11 protein-coding genes are annotated in these 19,498 nt (G+C 41.0%); all 11 read right to left on the minus strand.

Annotated features, from left to right (window positions below):
- Positions 1 to 6,640 (minus strand): SIALI-17 repeat-containing surface protein (locus M1R56_RS06410; RefSeq protein WP_248035134.1); only part of this gene is annotated, 6,640 nt, incomplete at its 3' end.
- Between the two features lie 321 nt (positions 6,641 to 6,961).
- Positions 6,962 to 7,846, minus strand: coding sequence for an ROK family protein (locus tag M1R56_RS06415; protein ID WP_248035136.1), 885 nt, complete (start codon positions 7,844 to 7,846; stop codon positions 6,962 to 6,964).
- Positions 7,847 to 7,861: 15 nt separating this feature from the next.
- The gene (locus tag M1R56_RS06420; RefSeq protein WP_248035138.1) at positions 7,862 to 8,779 is read right to left on the minus strand and encodes a dihydrodipicolinate synthase family protein; all 918 of its coding nucleotides are present in this window, start codon (positions 8,777 to 8,779) and stop codon (positions 7,862 to 7,864) included.
- A 164-nt stretch (positions 8,780 to 8,943) separates the two neighbouring features.
- Positions 8,944 to 9,594 (minus strand): DUF624 domain-containing protein, encoded by a 651-nt coding sequence (locus M1R56_RS06425; RefSeq protein WP_248035140.1) that lies wholly within the window; start codon positions 9,592 to 9,594, stop codon positions 8,944 to 8,946.
- A gap of 20 nt (positions 9,595 to 9,614) precedes the next feature.
- Positions 9,615 to 10,067, minus strand: a complete 453-nt coding sequence (locus M1R56_RS06430; RefSeq protein ID WP_075231408.1) for a YhcH/YjgK/YiaL family protein — start codon at positions 10,065 to 10,067, stop codon at positions 9,615 to 9,617.
- 199 nt (positions 10,068 to 10,266) lie between these two features.
- Positions 10,267 to 11,106: a carbohydrate ABC transporter permease gene (locus tag M1R56_RS06435; protein WP_045613500.1), complete on the minus strand. Its 840-nt coding sequence runs from the start codon at positions 11,104 to 11,106 to the stop codon at positions 10,267 to 10,269.
- A gap of 16 nt (positions 11,107 to 11,122) precedes the next feature.
- A complete protein-coding gene (locus M1R56_RS06440) occupies positions 11,123 to 11,989 on the minus strand; it encodes a sugar ABC transporter permease (protein ID WP_075231411.1) in 867 nt (288 codons plus the stop codon).
- A 231-nt stretch (positions 11,990 to 12,220) separates the two neighbouring features.
- On the minus strand, positions 12,221 to 13,549 hold the full coding sequence (locus M1R56_RS06445; protein ID WP_248035142.1) for an ABC transporter substrate-binding protein: 1,329 nt from the start codon (positions 13,547 to 13,549) through the stop codon (positions 12,221 to 12,223).
- Positions 13,550 to 13,666: 117 nt separating this feature from the next.
- The gene (locus M1R56_RS06450; RefSeq protein ID WP_001135656.1) at positions 13,667 to 14,365 is read right to left on the minus strand and encodes an N-acetylmannosamine-6-phosphate 2-epimerase; all 699 of its coding nucleotides are present in this window, start codon (positions 14,363 to 14,365) and stop codon (positions 13,667 to 13,669) included.
- Positions 14,366 to 14,658: 293 nt separating this feature from the next.
- A complete protein-coding gene (locus M1R56_RS06455) occupies positions 14,659 to 18,180 on the minus strand; it encodes an SIALI-17 repeat-containing surface protein (RefSeq protein WP_248035144.1) in 3,522 nt (1,173 codons plus the stop codon).
- A gap of 566 nt (positions 18,181 to 18,746) precedes the next feature.
- Positions 18,747 to 19,498, minus strand: a 752-nt coding sequence (locus tag M1R56_RS06460) for an SIALI-17 repeat-containing surface protein (protein WP_248035146.1), incomplete at its 5' end; no start/stop codon positions are given.

The raw sequence follows: 19,498 nt of genomic DNA on the forward strand, positions 1-19,498 counted from the left end.
AGCCATTTACTCCACCAGTAAATTCTGGAAGTTCATGACTAGCTGCTTCTGTTCCATTGACACCACCTGTGAACTCTGCTACTTCATGGATTGTTGGATCTGTTTTACCTGATTCAACTTTCTTAGTTCCGACTAGCACAATCTCATCTCGCGGTGCTTCCACAACTTCGCGAAGTTTTTCAGTACGACTTCCATCCAAGGCTACTTCTATGCTGACGCGTTCTTTACCTTTACGACCAGCCTGAACTACTCGAGTTTCACCTTCTGGAAGTGTTGGATCATCTTGCTTCACTGTCTTAAATCCGAGAGCTTCTTCAACAACTTCAAGGCTTGGCTGACTAAAGCTCAATTCTTTAACGCCATCACCTGGCACAGATGTTCCTTCAAAAGTACCAACTTCGATGACACGATCTTGAGCTTCTTCACGTTCAACCTTAACTGTCTTACGTGTGTCTCCATCTACTTCTACATAGGTCATTACTTGACCTGTTTTGCCCTCTGAAACAACTTGTTCCTTGCCTTTGGCTAAGAAGGCATTCTCACGACGAACAGTATTAAAGGCGATTGATTCTGTCGTTACTTCAAGGCTTGGTTGCGTTTGAACTAAGACCTTATCTCCTTCAGTCGGAAGATTTGAATGTTTTACTTCCTCTTTCGGAGTCGCTTGAAGCTGATTGATGGAAGTTAGAGCTGCTTGCAAGGCTTTGTCTACTGCATCCTGTGTCTTAGCATCTCTGATGGCAGTAAGGGCTTGCTCTCCAAGTTCAACCAGTTTTTCCTGTGCAGCTACATCATCGACAAGTTCAGCAGCTTTTTTCTCGACTGCTGCAGCCAATTCTGCAATCGCCTTATGGCGGTCAACTTTAGACTCTTCTGGTTTCGGATCCTCTTTCGGAGTTGCTTGAAGTTGATTAATAGCAGCTAGAGCAGTTGCCAAAGCCTTATCTACTGCATCCTGACTCTTAGCTTCCTGGATAGCAGTAAGAGCTTGTTCTGACAACTCAACTAGTTTCTTCTTAGCTTCTTTATCGTCACCAAGTTCTTTAGTCTTTCTTTCGATCGCTTCTCCCAGACTTGCCATAGCCTTGTCGTAGTCGATGGTTGGCTCTTCTGGTTTGCTTGGTTCTTCTGGTTTTGGTTCCTCTTTCGGAGTCGCTTGAAGTTGATTGATAGCAGCTAGACCTGTTGCCAAAGCCTTATCTACTGCATCTTGAGTCTTAGCTTCCTGGATAGCAGTAAGGGCTTGCTCTCCAAGTTCAACCAGTTTTTCCTGTGCAGCTACATCATCTACAAGTTCAGTAGCTTTTTTCTCGACTGCTGCGGCTAATTCTGCAATCGCCTTATGGCGGTCAACTTTAGACTCTTCTGGTTTGCTTGGTTCTTCTGGTTTTGGATCCTCTTTTGGAGTCGCCTGAAGTTGGTTAATAGAAGTGAGAGCTGCTTGCAAGGCTTTATCTACTGCATCTTGTGTCTTGGCTTCTTGGATAGCTGTAAGAGCTTGTTCTGATAACTCAACTAGTTTCTTCTTAGCTTCTTTATCGCTTCCTAGTTCCTTGCTCTTGTTTTGAATAGCCTCTGATAAGCTTGCCATGGCCTTGTCATAGTCAATCTTAGACTCTTCTGGTTGAGCTGGCTGCTCTGGTTTTGGTTCCTCTTTTGGAGTCGCTTGAAGTTGGTTAATAGAAGTTAAAGCTGCTTGCAAGGCTTTGTCTACTGCATCTTGTGTCTTAGCTTCTTGGATAGCTGTAAGAGCTTGTTCTGATAACTCAACTAGTTTCTTCTTAGCTTCTTTATCGCTGCCTAGTTCCTTGCTCTTGTTTTGGATAGCCTCTGCCAAGCTTGCCATGGCCTTGTCGTAGTTAGGCTCTTCTGGCTGGGATGGTGTTTCTTCGACACCATAGTTTTCTTCCTTATCAAGAATAGCTTGCAAGGCTGTGGCTGTTTTCAGAATTTCTTGAGTACTGGCTGGACTTGCTGAAAGTTGTTCAGATAATTTATCTAAGTTTGACTTGAAGGCTTGACGCGCCTCTGGAGTATTCTTCAAACTTGTTTGGTCAAATTTAGCCAATTCATCCTTCCAGTTTTTCATAGCTTGAACTAATTCTTCTTTGGTATAAAGAGCGCTATCCTCTCCACGAGTGATGAACTTATCAACTTGAATACCAATATTTCTAGAGGTATCATTTCGTTTTGGATCCAATTGCAAGGTTACAGCGTGCCAACCTTCTTCAAGTCCAGTCAAACGAACAAGAGTCTGATCACCTTGACGTGTAGTTGCTGTTCCACTGAAGTACTTCTTACCATTGACATCAGTAGCATTTCCTTGACCATCTTGATACTCAAGTTCTTTACCATCCAGAGTTACCTTGTAGATACCATGTCCAGGATCAACAAAACCTTTGATTTCAAGACCTGTTCCGTAGAAGTAAGCTGTTACGCTAGCATTTTTCTTTTGCTCTTCAGTCAAACGACCAAAGGATGCCCAAGACTCAGTGTTTTGGTATTTGCCAGAAGAATTGGTTTCATGGTGCCAACCTGGGCTGTAGTCAAGTTGACTGGCCTGGTCATCATGACTGACTTGGTCTTTTTGAAGTAAGTCAGCCTTCATTACTCTAACAGTTGCTTCTGAAGCAAATCCAAGCAAGGCATTATCTGATGCGCTTGTCATTTTTACTTTAAAGTCAAAGATTGAATCAGCTTGCTCAGTAAAGTCAATTGTCGGAATTGTCAAAGTCTTTTCTGTTTCACCATCTTGGAAGGTCAAATCAGCCGTTGTATCTTTATATACCTTACCGTGAACCCCTGTTCCTGGCTCAGTCACGACATGAACTGTCGCAACTCCCTTGCTACCACCAACACGTTTGATGGTTACAGTAACTGGTTGGCCTTTTTGAACTTCATAGGTTGTTTCTTTCAACTCAAACATACCCTTACCAGCATTGTTGAGCGTATAGATACCTTCAGTTGCAATAGCTTTGCCAGTTTTGTTAACGAGTTTGATGGTATGTTCACCTGGAGTCAAGTCATCTGTTTCATAAACCATCTGGCTACGTTTACGAGCTGCATTATTCGTTTGTACGTCTGCAACCTTTTGACCATCCACGTAAACTGACATTTCACCGTGATTTGGATCCACTGTAGATACGACATAAGCCTTAGTTCCATTGAAACGGTAGGTTACGCTAGCATCTTTTTGATTGGTCCACATGGATGTTCCACGAACGCCTTCAGATTCGTCGTACCAGGTTGTATTTGCTTTATCAGCTGTTGTATTTGAATGGTAATCCAATCCTAGAGGGTAACCATCTGTTTTCTCGATACTACTTGGTGTCTTGTAAACAGAGAAGTTTGTCAAAATAGGAGTCGCTTGCGCACCAGTAATAGTCACACGAATCTTTTGTGCTTCCACAGGTTGACCTTGGACGAGACGACGATAACCAACAGTCGAACCTTCTCCATATGGAACCCAGCGACCATTGAGCTCAACTTCAACCTTAAATCCAGAGATACGTTGACCTTTAGCAATATCTTCTTTGAGTTCGACTACGTCAAAGCGTCTCTTTTGACCGAGATCCACAGTAAATTCACCTGTCTTGGCATCATTTGACAATGCCCAACTAGTATCATCCTTACCATCTGTTAGGTTGCTTGCTTGGTACAAGTGATTCTTACGAGTAGAGCTTGCAGTAACTGTTGCGCCTTTAGCAAAATCAGTTGCATACATTTGATCCAAGGTTGCTCGGAATTCTTTCAAGCGCGCCACATCTGCATCTGCGAATTTACCTTCTTTATTTGGTGGAATGTTGAGGAGAAGTGGCGTTCCACGACCAACAGACTTGAAGTAGATATCCATCAAATCTTTGATTGATTTTGGTTGTTGATTGTCATGGTAGAACCAACCTGAACGGATAGAAACGTCTGCTTCACCGACAGAGTACATATCTCCTTCTGGGTCTCCATGATTGAGATATTCATTCTTCACATCGTCAGTGATCTTAGCTTTCTTAACCTTATGCCAAACTGGATCTCCAGCTATACCACGTTCATTACCGATCCAACGGACACTTGTTGGTTGAGCAGAGAAGATAGCGATATCTCCTTCAGCTTCCTTGATGTACTTGAACCACTCGTCAAAGGTGTAGGTTACTTTTTGAGCTCCGCTACCACGCGCACCATCCATCCAAACTTCGATGAATTTACCATTATTTCCGTATTTAGGATTGCCAAGGATTTCCTTGAGCTGGTTTAGGTAGTATTCGTTGTACTCTTTTTCAGTTGAAACATGATATTTAGGGTTATTGGCGTCCCATGGTGATAGGTAAACACCCATATTCATGTCATATTTCGTTGCTGATTTAGAGATTTCTTCGAGAAGGTCTCCCTTACCGTCTTTCCATGGACTTGCAGCTACCGTATGGTCTGTGTATTTAGATGGATAAATCACAAAACCGTCATGGTGTTTGACAACCATGATTGTTCGTTTGAACCCGGCATCCTTCAAAGTCTTAATCCACTGGTCTGTATCAAGGTTAGTTGGGTTAAAGTTTTGAGGATTTTCTCTACCATTTCCCCACTCAGAGTTGGTATAAGTATTCATACCATAGTGGATAAAGGCAGCCAATTCTTCCTTGTGGTAGTCCAATTGAGCCTTGCTTGGAAGTGGTCCATAATTTCCGATTTCAGTTTCCTCATCTTTTGGATCCACTACTGGAGTTGCAGGAGTTACTGGTTTTGGATCTTCAATTTTTTCGTATTCAAAAATAACTTGGTTCACTCCTTTATGTTGGATTGTTGCTTCTTGGCTTGCATTGACTGCACGGTAGCCTGCAATGTCTTTGGCTTGGAATCTATGAACAAAGGAAACTTCATATTCTTTACCATCGTTATTATCCACAGTCGCAGTTGCTAATTCTTGGTCGGTACCTTTCAAACGATAATGAACGTCAAAGGAACCTTTATTGACCTTATAAACAACCTTGATAACGCGAGTTCCTGCAGGAGCCTTGCTCACAACACTATAATCATCTTCCCAAGCGTCTTTTAGTTGCTTATTGACAGTTTTGCCGTCAATCGATACAATCTCATATTTTTCTTTATTCTTCTTGAAGAAGTCAGTCTTTTCAATTTCTGTTTTATAGTTATAGTCGAACTGAGTTCCAACTTCTGTCTTTTCAACAAAAGTATCGTTTTCTTTGACTGGATTATCATTTTGGTCTAGGTGTTCGACAACAACTCGTCCATAATCAACACCTTCAAGGAGAGTCGCTACACCACTTTCATCGAAGGAATATTTGTTTTCACCGATAACAGCTGTCTTATTTCGAAGCATTTCTCCCTCTGGAGTGAAGTAATAACGATTGCCGTTATCGCCTTGATACCAGCCTTTAACACCGTATTTGTCAATGATTTCTTTGACCCATGCCAATTGTTCTGGCGAGAGGACAAGCCCTCCTCCAAAGCGATCTTTTTCAGCAATGTTCGCATTATCGACAGTTCCACGTTGGTGAATTCCGATAACTTTTCCTTCACCGTTGATAATTCCACCACCTGAAAGACCTGATACAGAAGTCAAACGATAAGTGACACCAACTGTTCCCTTATCATCATACTTTTCAGTACCTTTAACAACACCGTCCGCCTTATACAATTGACCTGGAACAATTGGCTCCTTCAATTCTGGAGACGTTGAATCTGTAGGGTAACCGATGGTGCTAACAGGTTCTCCAGCTTTGTATTCTCTATGTTCTGCTAAAGGAGTAAAGGTAGCTGCCTTATTTGGACTTGCAATTGAAAGTGGAACTGGAGCTACAACCAAGGCTAGGTCATTCTTATAGCCTTCACCGAATTTTTCTTTATTCCAGAAATGAATATCTTTTTCCTTGAACAAAACAGTATTTCCAGAGCTTGGCAAAGAATTATTCTTAGCAGTATTTGAACCTACATTGTAATAGAACTTAGCCGTATCACCACCACGGATAGAACCCGCATTAGTATCTGCATCCTTGACCAAGAAGTTGTGGGCCACTGTCAAGATGACATTTGGAGCAACAAAGATACCTGAACCTGAGTTAAGGTATCGCTGACTACCGCCATTTGCCAGAGGTGAGCTAAAGATTGAATAAACCATAGTAGCAGATGTTGCTGGTTGACCTTCATAATTGATATGCTTAAGGTCTTGTCCGCCATTGATAATGGCTCTATTTTCTTTTCCAGCTTCAGATGGAGCTGCTTCTGTAGGTTTCAAAATGCTCTTAGTCTCTACTTGTGGGCTTTCTTTTTCTGATACAATAGCTGCAGTATCCACTTTCTTCACCGGAGTATCAGGATAAGCACGATCAGGGATTTCTTCAGGGAGTAAATCACCAGCCACTTCAGCAGTTTTTCCTTCCTCTGCCACTTTCTCGACAGCAGGTTCTGTTTTTTCAGTTACTTCTTCTTTGACTGCTTCTTCTTTTTTATGATCTACATCTACTACTTCTTTTGCTTGACTATCTACTTCAAGTTTTGGTTCCGTCACAAGTTCACTAGCTGCAACATTACCAGATGCAAAAAAAGCAAAACCGACTGCTACAGAAGCAACACCAACAGTCAGTTTACGAATACTAAATATTCGACCTTTTTCTAAAAAATATTGTTTCATCAAATACTCCTAATCTTCTAGAGCAGTCAGCTACTGCCCGAGCCCAGTGTTATCTGGCGACATTTTTTATTTGATTCCCTAGCTTAAAACTCTGCTCCTAAGCTATTTATTTTTGGGCAAGCCTTTATGAGGAAATCGCTTACATTTTTTGAAAATAAAATAAGGCTCAAACTAGCAAAAATTTTACCTAGAGTTTCTGCAGTATAATAAATATACTATATTATCTTCGAAAATGCAAGGGCTTTCAAAATTTTAACTAGATTTTTACTGAATGTTTTGCTACTATTTATCACTAAAAAATCCTAAATTGGCAAGGCCAACTTAGGATTGTTTTGTTTTGAAGTGATAGTAAGCTCCAAGCATCCCCGCAGTATTTTGATGATGCGCAAACTCTAATCTTGTTTTTTCCGCTAAACTTGGAACAAGCGCATCTTTCAGAGCTGTACGAATTTTCGGTTTCAAAATCGCTTCCTGCCCCATAATACCACCACCTAGTATAACAACCTCTGGATTGGCAACATAACAAATGTTAGCAAGACCTTTCCCAAGATAGTCTACCATACGGTCAATTCCCTCCATACAGAGTTTATTGCCTTCTGTAGCTTCTTTGAAAATTCTACGACCATTCCAATGGGCTACTTCTTCACCATGAGCCTTAGCTACATACTCAACCAAGGCAGTTGTAGAAGCTAAATCTTGGAAAGCCCCATCTTGCATATGCATATAGCCAACTTCACAGGCAGAATTACTAAATCCATGGAAAATCTGGCCGTCAATGATTAAGCAACCGCCGATACCTGTTCCGATGGTCAAACATAGCGTTATTCCTGCACCTTTTCCAGATCCAGAAACAGCTTCTGCTAGCCCTGCACAGTTGACATCATTTTCAATTTCACAAGGAACTTGGAAACTTTCTTCAATTTCTTTCTTAAATTGAGTCCCTGCATAGTTCGGGATCTGTGGACCAGCATAGAAAATCTCACCCTTATCAGGATCAACCATTCCCGCTGAGGAAATAGCCACACCTGTCACCGGTCCTTTTTCTAGATAGCTAGCGACAATATCTTTTGTTTTCTGTAAGATATGTGGACCGCCCTTATGAGCCTCAGTCGCTACTTCGTGAGACTCAACAAGTTGTCCATCTTGGTCAATCAAACCATATTTGATATTAGTTCCACCAATATCAATTGCAACATAATTAGTCATAAAGCCTCCTATTGATTAGAGGAAACGCTCCTTAGTTTCACGAATCAATTGAGCAGCTGCTTCTACAACTGGACGATCTTCTTCGGTCACTGGTGTAAGTGGAGAACGAACTGATCCGATATTAAGTCCTTCATTGATTTTCAAGACTTCTTTGATAACGCCGTACATATTTCCATGCGCAGCAGTCAATTTACCAATAATAGCGTTGATAGCATATTGCAATTCACGCGCTGTTTCTAGGTCTTTGTCCGCAATCAATTGGTTGAGTTTCAAGAAGAGTTCTGGCATAGCACCATAAGTACCACCGATACCAGATTTAGCACCCATGAGACGTCCACCTAGGAATTGTTCATCTGGACCGTTAAAGACGATATGATCATCACCACCAAGACTAACAAAAGTTTGGATATCTTGAACTGGCATTGAAGAGTTTTTAACACCGATAACACGTGGGTTCTTCAACATTTCTGTGTAAAGACTTGGAGTCAAAGCAACACCTGCCAATTGAGGAATGTTGTAGATAACGTAGTCTGTGTTTGGTGCTGCTGCACTGATGTCGTTCCAGTATTTCGCAACTGAGTACTCAGGCAAACGGAAGTAAATTGGTGGGATTGTTGCGATAGCATCAACACCCAAGCTTTCTGCATGACGAGCAAGTTCGATACTGTCTTTAGTATTGTTGCAAGCCACGTGAGCAATAATGGTCAATTTACCTTTAGCAACTGCCATGACTTCTTCCAAGATCAATTTGCGGTCTTCTACGCTTTGGTAGATACATTCACCTGAAGAACCATTGACATAAAGTCCTTGAACACCTTTATCAATAAAGTATTGCACCAAAGCACGAGTACGTTCTGGGCTTACTTCGCCCGCATCATCATAACATGCGTAGAAGGCAGGAATGACGCCTTCATATTTTTTTAAATCTGACATAGATTTCTCCTAAGATTTCTTATTTTCTGCTCTGGGCAGATGATTTTTTACTATTTTAGTATACACCTTGTGAAAAGCGCTTTCAATACATCTCAGCCACTTAGATTTTAATTTCTATTCATCTCCCATAGCTTTTCATGTTTGAAAGTAGTTTCATATCATTTTCAATCTGCTTGATATTTAGCAAACAATTTTTCCATTAATCCAGCCTGGCAAAAGGCAAGAAGACCAAAGCCAAAAAGTAGAAATGCTGAACCACCCAGTACAAGAGTAAAGCCCGATACATAAAGAACCATTACGATTAAGAAGAGGATTGCAAGCATCAAGAAGAACCAAGGGAAGTTGAAACTCACTAAGAGCAAGCCCTTTTGAAGCACTTCTTTCCAAGTCAATTCGTAACGCGCTGCGATAGGATAACTTGCTAACATGACTAATGTCAAGAAAATTAAGATCCCTAGACAGATGGCTTTCAGCACCTGAAAAGCTAGACCTGCTTGTCCCCAAAACAGATACAAGTCGAGAAGACTAATTAAAACAATTCCCAATTCCAACAAACCTAGTTGAAGCCCCAATCTCAAGTTTTGCTTGAAGGCTCTAATATAGATTTTAAATACGGGTACCCTTCGACTTTTCTTAATTTCGAACATAGTCTGATAGAGACTAATCTTAGCTACTCCGATGGTCACAATAGGCAAACAAGACACAACAAAGAGTAGATTCGCAGTCACGATATCCAAAACCTTCTCACTAAAACGCATGAGAACATTATCCGTATCAAATGCTGCCTTGAGTAATCCAGATCCTTTCTGTGCCATTGTTTGCTCCTCCTAACTTACTAATCAATTAAAATTTTAAACAAATGTTTGCGAACCTTGTCTTCCATGCCAGCATAACCATTTGGCTGATGAGGTTCCCCTGGAAAGAAAATCGCAAAGTTGTGATAACCCAATAAAAGTGGGTATTGTTCATGACAGTGGACGAAGCCGATATCACTTGCCTCGTCAAAAGCTACTGCCTCGTCTTTAACACAAGAACCATAGCTTGAATACTCATGTCCTTCAACTAACAAATGCAAGTCTGCATAGTTTTTATGATGCTCAAAGCGATCATTTTCTTCTTGGTTAAGGACATTTTCTTGTACAACTAGAAAGACCTTATCTCCGTCAATCTCATATTTCCCAAGTTCAAAAGACTCTTTTCGATGTTCGTAGAGATAATCAATGGCCTTATCTAGATTTGGATGAATCCCTTTATAAAAGGTGATATTTTTTAAATCATCAAAAATCATAGTAATTCCTTTACTTGATTGTTAGCTTCAGACAAGAAATATCTGGCTAGTAAGTTTATAAGTGTCTAACAAAACTTCACGAAGTAACCAACTCCTCTCCATTTTGTAGACACTTATATATCCTGTATTCTCTTAGTCTATCAACTATACTTCTGCATACTGATAAACAGATTGTACTATATTCAATTTTCGCAGAGTATTAACCTTTAACAGCTCCCATAGTAATACCTTGAGTAAATGATTTTTGGAAGACAAGGAAGACTGTTACGATTGGCACAGCTGCAAGAGCTGCCCCTGCCATGATCAAACCATAGTTGGTTGCCATCTCGGCCTGCATAGTTGCAACCCCGAGTGAGATAGTCAAGTTTTGACGTGAAGTCAACATTACCAATTGCATGAAGTAGTCATTCCAAGTATTGATGAAGGTAAAGATTGCAAGGGCTGCAAATCCAGGTTTCACAATAGGGAAGGCTACGCTCCAGAAGGTACGAATCTCACCACATCCATCGATTTTAGCAGATTCGAGCAATTCTGTTGGAATGTTTTCACTAAACTGTTTCATAAGGAAGACCCCAAATGGCCACCCAATCAAAGGTAAGATTACCGCCCAAAGAGTGTCATGGATTCCCATGAAGTTGACAATACGTACCAATGGTACAAGAACAACTTGTTTTGGAAGAGCCATGGCAGCGATAAAGATAGCGAAGAGAATGCGTTGTCCATAGAAACGTTTCTTAGCCAATACATAACCTGCCAGTGAAGAGGTTGCACAAACCAAGAACATAGTTACCAATGAAATGAAGACTGAGTTCCACATCCATTGCAAGGCTGGGTTTTGCACCATCAATTGTTGGAAGTTCTCCATAGTTGGAGCTTTAGGGAACCATTGTGGTGGAATCATAATGGTATCCGGTTGTGATTTGAATGCACCCGTCAAGATCCAGTAGAATGGAAAGATGAAGAGTACAGTCAACAAGAGCAAAATGATAGTTGAAATAACAGTGAAGGCTGTTAAAGGTTTCTTTTGTGTAGATTGCATAGCTGTCTCCTTTCTCTTAGTATTCTACGTCGTTTCCAAGCACTTTGAATTGAACAAAGCTTACGATAGCAATCATGATTGCCAAGAAGACACCGATGGTATTAGCATAACCGTATTCTGTCAATTGGAAGGCTTTTTCGTAAAGGTAGTACATAAGTGTACTTGTTGAGTAGTTTGGTCCACCAGATGTCAAAAGCTGAATGAGGGCGAAACACTGGAATGAGTTAATCGTTGTGATGATTGCGATATAAAGAGTTGTCGGAAGCAGACTTGGCCATTTAATCTTCCAGAAAACTTGAAACTCAGTAGCGCCATCAACACGCGCCGCTTCAACCAGTGAGTTGTCAATATTTCCCATTGCCGCGATGTAAAGGATAATCGGTTGACCAACAGAAGTTGTCAAAAGGATAATCATAATCGCAAGCAAAGCCCAGTTTTTATCTCCGAGCCAAGAAATGTTCTGGCTGATAATGTTGCTCGACTTAAGGACAAAGTTCAAAATACCTGATAGTGGATCGTAGATCCATTTCCAAACAACCGTAACAGCAACACTACCAGTAACAACAGGTAGGAAGAATACGAAACGGTAGAAAGATCTAGCAACCGCATTTTGTTGGTAGGTTTGTGATGCCACAAAAAGTGAAAAGAGTACAACGACCGGTACAGATCCGATAACCAAGATAACGGTGTTGATCAAAGATTTTGTAAAGACAGGGTCTTTAAACATGCGGATGTAGTTGTCCAATCCCACAAACTCAAAGCTAGTCATCGAGTAGTTAAAGAAACTAGTGATGAAGCCCATGATCATTGGAGCTAAGACGAAGACGGTAAAGAAGATTAATACTGGTGCTAAGAATGCGTAGGAAATAACTGTTTCCCGCATACGGATTTTATTGACTTTCACAGTCGGCACCTCACTTTCAAATAGTTTTTGTTTTTTGATTGTCGTCTGACATTGATGTAAAATCAAAATGAAATTTTTCAAGATTAGCCTATGTAAGAACTTCATTTTAATTTTGACCTGTCAGTTTCTTACATTTTTTAAACAAAACTCCCCCTTTTCGTACACAAATGTGCACAGGGAAAAGGGGGGATTTTACTTTTTATTTAGGGCTTATTGTTTAGCTGCTTTTTTGATTGTTTCATTCGCTTTTTCAGTGAATGCCTTCAAAGCTGCAGCAGGTTCTTGGTCACCATTAGATACTGCTTGCAACATTGGGAACCATAGAGTTCTCATTTCAGCAAATCCGTCGATTGTGTTGTAGTATGGAGAGTAGTATTGAGTCCAACCACTGATTGTTTCCATACGTTTGTCGTCGTATAGTTTACCAAATGAAGTACGAACTGGGAATGCTCCTGTACGAACTACGTCTTTAGGACCCCACTCTTTATCATCTGCGATGAATTGGATGAATTTCTTAGCTGCAGCAACTTTCTTTTCATCTTTGTTGTTAAATACTGCAAATCCGTTTACAAGGTATTCAAGAGCTGGTTTGCCAGAATCAGATGGGAATGGAACTTCTACCACTTCAACTTTACTTGCTTCCAAAAGTTTAGCTTGGATACCGTTTTGAGCTGGTGCCCAAAGGATTGTGTATGAAGTTTGACCGTTTGCAAAGTTTTGGATGTCTGCTCCACCGTCAAATTGTGAACCGTTATTCAACAAACCATCTTTGATCCAGCTAGCTGCTTTTTCAAGACCTTTAACGAATTTAGGATCATCAGTTGTATATTTAGTTACTTCTTTATCAGTTACAGAACCGCCGTAAAGGTTAGAGATGAAGGCACGTGTTCCTTGGTCTCCCCCTTGACCAGAACTGAACAATGAACCTGGAGTGTATCCTTTATCTTTAAGTGCTTTCAAGACTTTTTCAAAATCATCAGTTGTCCAACCTTCTTTAACAAGGTTAGCTACACCAGCATCTTCCAACATTTTCTTGTTCATAGCCATGTAGAATGGTGCAGAACTGATTGGATACATGTATGCTTTGTCACCAGCTTTACTTGCTTGTACGATGTTTTCGTTGTTAACATCTTTCACAAATTCATCTGTAAAGAGGTCATTCAACTCAGCCAATTTACCATTTTTACCGTAATTGATGATACGACCTGGTGCATCGAAAAGTACATCTGGAGCTGTACCAGCTTCGATAGCTGTTGTGATTTTTTCTGGTCCAGATTTGAAGTCGATTGTTTCTAGTTTAACTTTGATATCTGGATTTGCTTTTTCGAAAGCTTCGATGATAGATTTTTCATAAGTTCCAACACCGTCACCAGATTTTTCTTGAGTAAAGACTGGGAATGCCCACCAAGTGATTTCAGTTTTTCCACTGTCACTACCAGAGCTAGCAGCATCTTTGTTAGCATCTGATTTGCCACAAGCAGCAAGAGATAGAACCGCAGCACCCGTAAGTACTGTACAAGCTAGTTTTTTAAATTTCATTTGTATTCTCCTAAATGATGATAAGCGTATCCGAATCGGATAATGAGTAATGTCGACTTTGTATACGTTTTCATTTTTTCCTACTAATCAACCACTCTCCTCGTTTTTTATATTGTGTTATTTAAGACCCGCAACAAATCGTTCCGTAATCTCTTTTGGTCTAGTAATAGCGCCACCAACTACGATACCTCGCACTCCGTAACCTAGGATTTGCTTAGCTTGTTCTGGTGTGTGAATTTTTCCTTCAGCGATGACGTCCACTCCTGCATCACAGAGTTTCTTGATGAGTTCAAAGTCTGGGCCATCCACTTTTGGACTGTAAGAAGTGTAACCTGATAAGGTTGTTCCGACAAAGTCAATTCCCGCTTCAACTGCTGTTAGACCTTCCTCAAAGGTACTTGTGTCAGCCATCAAGAGTTGATTTGGATATTTTTCTTTGATTTGGCGGATAAATTCTTGGATCTCCAAGCCATCATGACGTTCACGCTTGGTACAGTCAAGAGCAATGACTTCGATGTCAAGAGCTGCTAGTTCATCCACCTCTCTCATAGTCGCTGTGATGAATGGTTCCTGTGGTGGATAATCACGTTTAATAATTCCGATAATCGGAAGTTTAGTGACCTCTTTAATTTCCTTGATATCTCGAACACTGTTTGCTCGGATACCGACTGCACCACCTTGTTCAGCTGCTTTCACCAACAAGGGGATAACTCCTCCCGCTTCTGTGTAGAGCGGTTCATGAGGAAGTGCCTGACAAGAAACGATGATTCCATCTTTGATTTGTTCAATCAAGGCTTCTTTACTAATTTGTGGCATCTACTTTCCTCCTTTTCTTTTCCTTTGTGTTTATGTGACTATTATAGCTTATTATTAAAGCGCTTTCAATAACTTGTGCTAGAATAGATTGGAGTTTCAAAACAATTTTATGCAACAGTTTCTTCTGAAAGTAGTTTCAGGGACCTAAAATCTATCCCAACACCTCTTAAATCTTGAAACTAGCCTTTTTTTCTCGCAAACATGAAAGTAAAAGGCCGTAACAAATTTCCGTTACGACCCTTTCTAACTAAGATTTAGTTTCACTAAGGAAACCTTCACTTTCAACGATTTGACTAATCTTCTTTTCTCTTCCCTAAAGCAAACATACCAAGGAGTATCCCCACAAATCCTACAGATGCAAGGGCAGTGGCATCTTCATTTCCTGTCTTAGGAAGAATATTTTGACCAACTGCAGGCGCTTGATAGGTCTTATCTTGTGACATAGCCTGAAGTACAATAGACTGCTGACCTGTGAACTCTGGGACTTCCTGGACTACAGCTTCTGCAGCATTGACTCCACCTACAAATTCTGGAAATTCTGCTTTTGCTGCTTCTACTGCATTCACACCACCTGTAAATTCTGGGACTTCATGCACAGCTGCTTCACTACCATTGATTCCACCTGTAAATTCTGGAGATTCTGCTTTTGCTGCTTCTACTGCATTCACACCACCTGTGAATTCTGGAACTTCATACACAGCTGCTTCACTACCATTGACTCCGCCTGTGAATTCTGGAAGTTCTGCTATCGGTGCTGCTTCTTCGCCTACTGTACCAATAGGTTCAGTATACTCTGGAAGCTCCGTTACAGCAGCCTCTTCGCCATTCACACCACCTTCGAATTCTGGTAATTCATGCACAGCTGCTTCGCTTCCATTAACTCCGCCTGTGAATTCTGGAAGTTCTGCTATCGGTGCTGCTTCTTCGCCTACTGTACCAATAGCTTCAGTATACTCTGGGAGCTCCGTTACAGCAGCCTCTTCGCCATTCACACCACCTTCGAATTCTGGTACTTCATGAACAGCTGCTTCACTACCATTGACTCCACCAGTAAATTCTGGATTTTCAGCAGTCGCAGCTTCTACACCATTCACACCACCTGTGAATTCTGGTACTTCGTTAACAGCTGCTTCACTACCGTTGGCAGCTCCAGGAATACCTGCTCCTTCAAGACTAACTGGAAGATTGTGCATGCTCTCGATTGCTCCAGAAGCAAGTCCAGTTATTTCTTGACCAAGATCTGACTTATCTATTGTAAATAGAAGAGTCTTAGTATCATACTGGGTCATGAAGTTTACTTTTTTACCATTTGCCAACTGAAGTGTTGGGATTTTGTTAACCAAAACTTCTGAATCAAACTCTACTGCAAGAATTCCTGGCCATTTTTCAATAACATTTTTAACTTTGGCTTCTTTAGGAGAAATTCTTTCCTTCGTTAAGAAATCCCAGTTGAATTTCTTGAAGGATAGAGTATAAGGATTGCCACCAGCTTCATGATGTTCGTACAAGAGACCAAATTCTTTTGGTCCAATCTGTTGAAGTGAGTTATAGGCATATTCCCCTTCTTGAATCAAATGATGATGCAACCAAGTCAACTCGCCATCTTCTTCTACGCGTGCCACTCGAATGTAACCATTCTTACGACCTGGGCCATTGGCATTTGCTAGAAGGATATACTCCTTACCATCTTGAACCGTATGTGTCGCCGCCATTTGAACATAAACATCAGGTACATCATAGCGTGCTACATAGTTGTCCCATGTAATGCCACCATCATTACTTGTCGCAACCTGCAAATCACCAGTCAAACCACGCATAAAGAGTTTCAACTGACCATTGTTCAGCTGAACAACTGAAGCCTCCGTATTTTGAGCATAGTAATTATTCATGTTGCTTGAATCAACTACTGTACCATCATAAAGTGTACGGTTATCATTGACACCGCCACCCATATGCCAAGTCTTACCATGGTCATCTGAGTAGATGATACGAGATGATTGAGAGCCATTGAGGTGGTTTGTTCTATTCGTCGTATAGACAGGAACGACGATCCAACCTTTATGAGGTCCATTCTGGAGGGTAATGCCCACTCCAGGTCCCACACCTAAGAATTTCATCCAATCAGCTTTGACCATTGGGGTAATATCTTGTGGCGCAGACCAAGTCTTACCGTCATCATCACTGTAAGACATCCACAGGTAGCTGTCTTTAGCAATTCTAAATGGAGAAGTTTTATTGCTTGTAAAGTAGATATTTCCTAGCAGTTGCTCACCCTGATAAAGGTCGCCTTTATCGCTATAAGCCGGCTTGACTGGATTTACAACAACACGGTAATCCGTTGCCTGACCATCTGGCGTGTAGACAACACCATTTTCACGAATGGTATAGGCTCCATTTTCTCCTTCACGATAGAGAATTTGGTAGGTTTTCCCATCAATTTCTTTATAAGCTTCCTCTTTTTCAGCTGACATCCCAAAGATACCTTTTCCTTCTGGGAACATATCATAGACTGAAAAGATGCGTTTGGTTTCAGTATCTTGGGCTAAAACCATATCGATATTTACTGGTGAACCAACAGATGGATCAGTAGCTTTTGGATTGTCGCGTAGATTCGTAAGGGTGATACGATCGCCCCATGTTTGACCCTGATCTTCACTTCGTTTGACGACCATACCGATATCGCCCCAGTCATAGTGGTGCAAACGACGTTCATCAGCTCCAGCAATCAGAGTTCCCTTGTCAGTCTTAAGGAGGGCTGGAATACGATAGCTATTAATACCATCTGGATTTGACTGCCCATTTTTACCAGCTTCAAAAACATCCTTTTTATCTGTTATCTCAGCTCCTTCTGGAAGCTTTTTCTCTAATTCGGATCTTTCAAAGAGGTAGCTACGATTTTGAACTTCTTCTGGACTCAAGGCACGATCGTAAACAGTTAGATTACGAACTTGTAAACCTGCCCCCCAAACCATACTTCCTGCACGATTTGTGGTACCAATTTGCATATGATTCACATCAGGCATATCTTTGATAAAGCGTCCTGATTTCTTACTTGTTCGTGACAAAACTCCGTTTACATAGAGACGAACTTGCCCATCTGGAGAATCTGCACTTGGTCTTTCAACTGTAAAGGTTACTGAGTTCCACTGACCTGGTTTGACTGTTAATGGTGCGTCTGTGTATCTATCATAAAATTGGTCGCCGTTTTGATCGCGGCCCTCAATCAAGGCAACGTTGTTGTAAACAGCCATGGTGAAATATTCATTTCGAACCTTATCACTTGAGACTGAGAAAAGGTTGTAAAATGCTGGCGCAGAAGCATCTGGTTTGAACTCCATATGAACGGTCGCATTTTGAAGCTGTTTCAGTTTTTCCAATTGCTCTGTCAGATCAATTCTATTGCTATTTGCAGCATTAGTCTCTACATCTTCCTTTTCAAGAACAGTATTGACATTTTCCAACTCTCTAGCATAGTAATCACGTGGAAGCGCAGCTGGATCTTTTTCGGTTTCTCTAGTTGCTTCTGCCGTTTCTACCGTTGCAGTTGTCGCTGTCCCAGTATGTGCTTCTGTAGATGCATGTGTGACTGTATCTACCCCATTAGACTCTGTCGCACTCTTTTCAGTATCTACTGCTTTTTCTGCCTGATCCTTCTCAACTCCTAGTTCTGTCGTTTCCTTATTGGTAGTTGTTGCTTCTTGTGCCAATACTGGCGATGCACCAAAAACAACTGCTCCGATCACTACTGAAGCGGCTCCTACTGTAAATTTGCGAATTCCGTATCGTTGTTTTCTATCCAACTGATTATGCTTCATCTTTCTTCCTTTCATTTTTAAAAATAAAGCGCTTTCTTTTTCGCTTAAAATTTTTAGTCATCTGACTAAATGACAAAAATTACTTTTTCACGAATGGTTACACTCGCTCTTTCAAATTTTCTCTCACTTAATGACCCATCGTTAACTAGAGTCTCCTACTCCTTTCAAATTTTATCTTATTCTCATTATATAATAAATCCTCCCCTTTTAAGAGAGATTGAGATAGAACAGATTATACTTTCAGTTTTTGAAACATGAGTTCAGACATTCGAAACTACTTTCGGATGCTTTGGATTTTTCTGACATAAAATTGCTTCATTCGGTTGAATCGTTTTTTTAATGAACTTTATCTCAAACTTATACTCAATGAAAATCAAAGAGCAAACTAGGAAGCTGTACTTGAGTACGGTAAGGCGAAGCTGACGTGGTTTGAATTTGATTTTCGAAGAGTATTAACTATTTGACTCCTGATTTATCTAGATCAAAAAGGCCGTAACTAGTTCTAGTCACGACCCTTTCTAATATAAGATCAAATTTCTCTATGAATTTCGTTGATTTTAACTATTTCATTGATCTTCTTTTTTCTTACCTAGGGCAAACATGCCGAGGAGTATTCCTACAAGTCCTAGAGAGGCAAGAGGAGCAAGATCTTCACTTCCTGTTTCAGGAAGAAGTTGATGACGAGCAGCAGGGGCTTGATAAGTTTTATCTTCTGCCATGGCCTGAACCACAATTGACTGTTCTCCCTTATACTCTGAGACCTCATGGATAGCAGCTTCAGCACTGTTTACACCACCTACATACGCTGGAACTTCTGTAATCGCAGCTTCTAGCCCATTAACACCGCCTGTATACTCTGGAACTTCTAACTGAGCGGCCTCTACTCCATTGACGCCACCTGTGTACTCTGGAACTTCTAACTTAGCAGCCTCTACTCCATTGACACCACCTGTGTATTCTGGAACTTCTAACTTAGCAGATTCTACCGCATTGACACCACCTGTATACTCTGGAACTTCTAACTTAGCAGATTCTACTGCATTGACGCCACCTGTATATTCTGGAACCTCTAACTTAGCAGATTCTACTCCATTTACACCACCTGTATACTCTGGTGCTTCTAACTTCGCAGATTCTACCGCATTGACTCCGCCTGTATATTCTGACACCTCTAACTTAGCAGCCTCTACTCCATTGACACTACCTGTGTATTCTGGAGAATCTAACTTAGCGGACTCCACTGCATTGACGCCACCTGTGTATTCTGGAACTTCTAACTTAGCAGCCTCTACTCCGTTCACACCGCCTTCGAACTCTG

It is taken from the genome of Streptococcus sp. oral taxon 431 (assembly GCF_023115445.1).
Lineage (GTDB): Bacteria > Bacillota > Bacilli > Lactobacillales > Streptococcaceae > Streptococcus.

Excerpts from the sequence above, each read along its gene's own strand:
- M1R56_RS06415 (WP_248035136.1), bottom strand. The coding sequence starts at position 7,846 with ATGACTAATTATGTTGCAATTGATATTGGTGGAACTAATATCAAATAT.
- M1R56_RS06420 (WP_248035138.1), bottom strand. The coding sequence starts at position 8,779 with ATGTCAGATTTAAAAAAATATGAAGGCGTCATTCCTGCCTTCTACGCA.
- M1R56_RS06425 (WP_248035140.1), bottom strand. The coding sequence starts at position 9,594 with ATGGCACAGAAAGGATCTGGATTACTCAAGGCAGCATTTGATACGGAT.
- M1R56_RS06430 (WP_075231408.1), bottom strand. The coding sequence starts at position 10,067 with ATGATTTTTGATGATTTAAAAAATATCACCTTTTATAAAGGGATTCAT.
- M1R56_RS06435 (WP_045613500.1), bottom strand. The coding sequence starts at position 11,106 with ATGCAATCTACACAAAAGAAACCTTTAACAGCCTTCACTGTTATTTCA.
- M1R56_RS06440 (WP_075231411.1), bottom strand. The coding sequence starts at position 11,989 with ATGCGGGAAACAGTTATTTCCTACGCATTCTTAGCACCAGTATTAATC.
- M1R56_RS06445 (WP_248035142.1), bottom strand. The coding sequence starts at position 13,549 with ATGAAATTTAAAAAACTAGCTTGTACAGTACTTACGGGTGCTGCGGTT.
- M1R56_RS06450 (WP_001135656.1), bottom strand. The coding sequence starts at position 14,365 with ATGCCACAAATTAGTAAAGAAGCCTTGATTGAACAAATCAAAGATGGA.
- M1R56_RS06455 (WP_248035144.1), bottom strand. The coding sequence starts at position 18,180 with ATGAAGCATAATCAGTTGGATAGAAAACAACGATACGGAATTCGCAAA.